The organism is Metabacillus arenae, from assembly GCF_014773385.1.
Taxonomy (GTDB): domain Bacteria; phylum Bacillota; class Bacilli; order Bacillales; family Bacillaceae; genus Metabacillus_D; species Metabacillus_D arenae.
The window spans coordinates 1-3,676 of record NZ_JACXAI010000074.1 but is presented as its reverse complement, the minus strand read 5'-3'; the positions used below and the strand labels follow the sequence as shown (position 1 = coordinate 3,676).

Below are 3,676 nucleotides of genomic sequence, written 5' to 3'. Positions count from 1 at the left end.
CTTTTACTTTATAGATATCCAACCTCGTTCGATATACGACAACTATGTGTCATCCAGCTCATTCGAATAGTTCTATAAAGAAAGAGGTGTCAGTCTTTAACACGAAGACGTAGCTTCAAGGGCGCGAGCGACAACCTCTATCTGAATTAAATCATTATACCTTGTGAATAGGTTTAATAATTTAAAACCAGCAAAAATCTGGTTAATAATAATATACGAGGGCGCATTCCTATAGGAATGTTTTGGGCCAGAATGTGAAATGGATTTAAGTAAAAACTCATTTTAAATAGACAAAAAACAGACCAAGGGTAATGAACTAGGTCTGTTTTTGTTCTCTATCAGATCTGTTTTTCAGTAATGTAAGTTTTTACGGTTGGTGGTTCATATGTATTAAATTTATCAAGTATCTCTTTTGGTTCATTATCGACTAATGCCATAGTACGGTACTTTTCATGTAAGAACTGTTCCTCAGACATATGATTAAATAACGCGATAAGAGGGTCATAATAATGATTAATATTTAAGAGACCACATGGTTTATGATGAAGCCCTAATTGAGCCCACGTAAAAATTTCAAAGAACTCTTCTAGTGTGCCTGGCCCACCAGGCAATGCTATAAATCCATCTGCTAGAGCTGCCATTTTCGCTTTTCTCTCATGCATAGAATCTACGATGATCAGCTCTGACAAGTTTTTATGGGCTATTTCTCTATTATCTAGAAAACTTGGCATAACACCAATTACGTATCCTCCTTCATCTAGAACTGAATCTGCAACAGCACCCATAATTCCAACACTCGCTCCACCGTAAACAAGTGCAATATTGCGTTTAGCTAGTTCTTTACCAAGTTTTTTTGCACCTTCTATATAGACATCAGATGCTCCACTGCTCGACCCGCAAAATACGGCTAACTTTTTCACTATAAATCGCCCCCTAAAGAAATCACCGTATAAGATTATATAAAACTTTCGATATTTTGTTAAACTTAAGGTATTGAATTGGAGGTTGAATGAAAATGGATGTAACTGAATTTCAAAAATGGGTAAAGGCTTATTATGAAAGTAGAGGCTGGTCTGAGTTAGACATTTTTATTCGTATTGGCTTTTTAGCAGAAGAAACAGGCGAGGTTGCAAGAGCTATAAGAGCCCTTGAAATAGGTAGAGATAGGCCTGATGAAGTAAAGGGATCTTACGAGGAAAATAAACAGGAGTTAACCGAAGAGTTAGGAGATGTATTAGGTAATTTAATAGTGATTGCAAACAAGTACAGTATTTCTCTGGAAGAAGTGTTTCAGTCACATAAAAAGAAACTCTCAGAACGTTATTCTAATGACTAGATTGAAAAGCCATTTTCAACAATCGGGGGCTTCAATCGAAGATCATATTACAAGCTATCTTGAGTTCGAGTCTTCAGCAAACGGGCGCTATCCTTGAACAAGGATAAGCGCCATTTTCCATTTTAGGGCCAGTTTTTAGAGTAACCCTAATATCGTAGTAGACTAAATACTTCGCATTAAATAATTTTGTTCATGAATATAAAATGTTTTTTAAGTAAAGGGGTTATACTTTTTGGTGGGAAATTTATATATTTCTTAACAGTATCATCTAATAGCTTTTAATATATGTTAAAGGTGTTTTAGATTATTATGTATAGAGGATCTGATAAATGTATTGATGCCAAATAACAATTATGTTCAAAATGATAAAGATTAGCTAAATTAGAGATGCCTCCTCCATCCATATGTTGTTTTTGATAATCTAAAATAAATAAATAAACGAAAAAAAAGGGCAGCGATCAAGGACTAACGTCCCTCAGTCGACTGCGCCTTTTTATCTAATATATAGTGTAGAAAGAAGGGATTCCTACAATAGCGAGGATGAGGAAGACTATTCTAATTTTTCCATTTAAATTTTTCTGCCAATTTATCCCAGTTTCATCTCCATAAACTTCATGGGATCGTCCAATCTGCGGATCTTAACTACCAAAAAATACTTTACATAAAAGGACTATTAGGCGATTACCTTAAGAGTGGGCTTAATATTCTTAATGTTTTATAGGGAAGGTCAAGTCGTTTGGCTCTTTCTTATTTAGCTAACCAGTTCCATGCTCTTTACTGCCGAAATAATTGTAAATTATATGAAGAAAAGTTCTATTCCTATGAAAATAACTAATAATGCACTAGTCGCTAAAATACTTAGAATATATTGTCTTGATACTTTCTCAAATTTCCATTCCATAAATGCACGAAAAGCAAATAATATTGATATAATTCCTACGAAATAGTGTGGTTCTAATCGATAGTTAAATACAAAACCAATTAAAAACAATAATACTAAAGCTAATACAATTAATACTTGTTCAAGTCGTTTATGAATCTTATTAACATGTGTATATCCATTTTTCTTTTTGATATTAAGGATGTTTTTCATAATTATATGGATCACTACAAAAACTAAAAGGATTATAACTGAAAATATATATTGATTCAATGAAATCCCTCCTAAAGTTGTTTTCCGAATGTAACATATTAAGCCCCCAATTAATTCCCTTATATATAATATTAGGGATTCTTTAAAATAAAACCCGTAAGATCTCGTTAAGGTGCTTTCTTTTTATTGAATTAAAAAATATATGGGAAAATAATCCCCATATATTTCTTTATATTACACCCCCGGAGTCCTGTGATAGTATTTATTTTCTGTTCCTAAGAAGATATTATTCCCTTGATATACCGCATAGGCTCGAAAGTGATCTCGTTTATAAATTGGATACTTATGCTTATAAGCAGTTTTATATACTTTAGCTACACTAGTATTCGTATAAGCGGACCCCAAGAGCAGTGAAGCTACTCCAATTACAACTCCAGCTACAGGATACACAAAAAATGAAATTATTGTTGCAAGGGCACCAACAGTATAAGTCCCAATTGTGTTCTCGAAGTGAAGATCGTGCCAACTAGTTGAACTAACATACCAAGTACCACCAGGATTAGAACCTTCAACCCAACTATTAGAAGATGCAGTTATTGGCTCTTCTGAAGCACGTACAGCTTCTTCTTCATATATATTTTTAATCTTATGTGTTTTGCCATTGATTATAAAAGTATTTTCATTTTTTTTCTCTACCACTTCAACGTGACCATTAGTACTGGCTATCATAACATTTAGATCAGAAGTATTATAGAGTAAAACAACCTGATTATTCACAACCGCGGCATCAGCTAGATAAAGTTGCGGGTTTTTTGTAAACTTATTGACTACATTGCGGTTGGATGCTGATAATTCTGAAACATTGGTAAAACCAGGTTTATCGATTGCATTTTGAAGGAGTTGTTTTTCATTAGTAGGCAATTCTTTTATTCTTTCTAATGCTGGATTACTATTTTCACCTTTAGCAAAAACAGGCATTGAGATATTAAAAATCATTAAAAAAACCAAAACAAGAGAAATACTTAATTTTAAACCATTTTTCATTGCGTTCCTCTCCTTATAATAGCAGAATTTTCTTGAACTTTAACAGAGTCTAAAGGAGTAAATAACGGCAAAGCTATAGTAGAACTAGCCATAATTGTTACAATTTTTTTAATTTACAAATGCGTGGTCCAACTCCACCGTCTTTAGACGGTATAAGCTTTTAGCCCTCTCTATATGTGTCCATACTTGAAGTGTGAGGTGAA

The 3,676-nt window shown here is 33.4% G+C and carries 4 protein-coding genes; 1 reads left to right on the top strand and 3 read right to left on the bottom strand.

Annotated elements, in window-relative coordinates; translation table 11 throughout:
• Window positions 1–338 precede the first annotated feature (338 nt).
• The gene (locus IC621_RS26155) at window positions 339–920 is read right to left on the bottom strand and encodes an LOG family protein (RefSeq protein WP_191162958.1); all 582 of its coding nucleotides are present in this window, start codon (window positions 918–920) and stop codon (window positions 339–341) included.
• 95 nt (window positions 921–1,015) lie between these two features.
• Here IC621_RS26155 and IC621_RS26150 point away from each other — a divergent pair, with 95 nt between their 5' ends.
• Window positions 1,016–1,336, top strand: coding sequence for a MazG nucleotide pyrophosphohydrolase domain-containing protein (locus IC621_RS26150; RefSeq protein ID WP_191162956.1), 321 nt, complete (start codon window positions 1,016–1,018; stop codon window positions 1,334–1,336).
• 796 nt (window positions 1,337–2,132) lie between these two features.
• Here the strand turns inward: IC621_RS26150 and IC621_RS26145 are convergent.
• Both IC621_RS26145 and IC621_RS26140 read right to left on the bottom strand, forming a co-directional pair.
• Window positions 2,133–2,489, bottom strand: coding sequence for a DUF4181 domain-containing protein (locus IC621_RS26145; protein ID WP_191162954.1), 357 nt, complete (start codon window positions 2,487–2,489; stop codon window positions 2,133–2,135).
• Window positions 2,490–2,663: 174 nt separating this feature from the next.
• Window positions 2,664–3,473 carry a hypothetical protein gene (locus tag IC621_RS26140; protein WP_191162953.1) on the bottom strand — a complete coding sequence of 270 codons (810 nt, stop codon included), beginning with the start codon at window positions 3,471–3,473 and terminating at the stop codon, window positions 2,664–2,666.
• Window positions 3,474–3,676 lie beyond the last annotated feature (203 nt).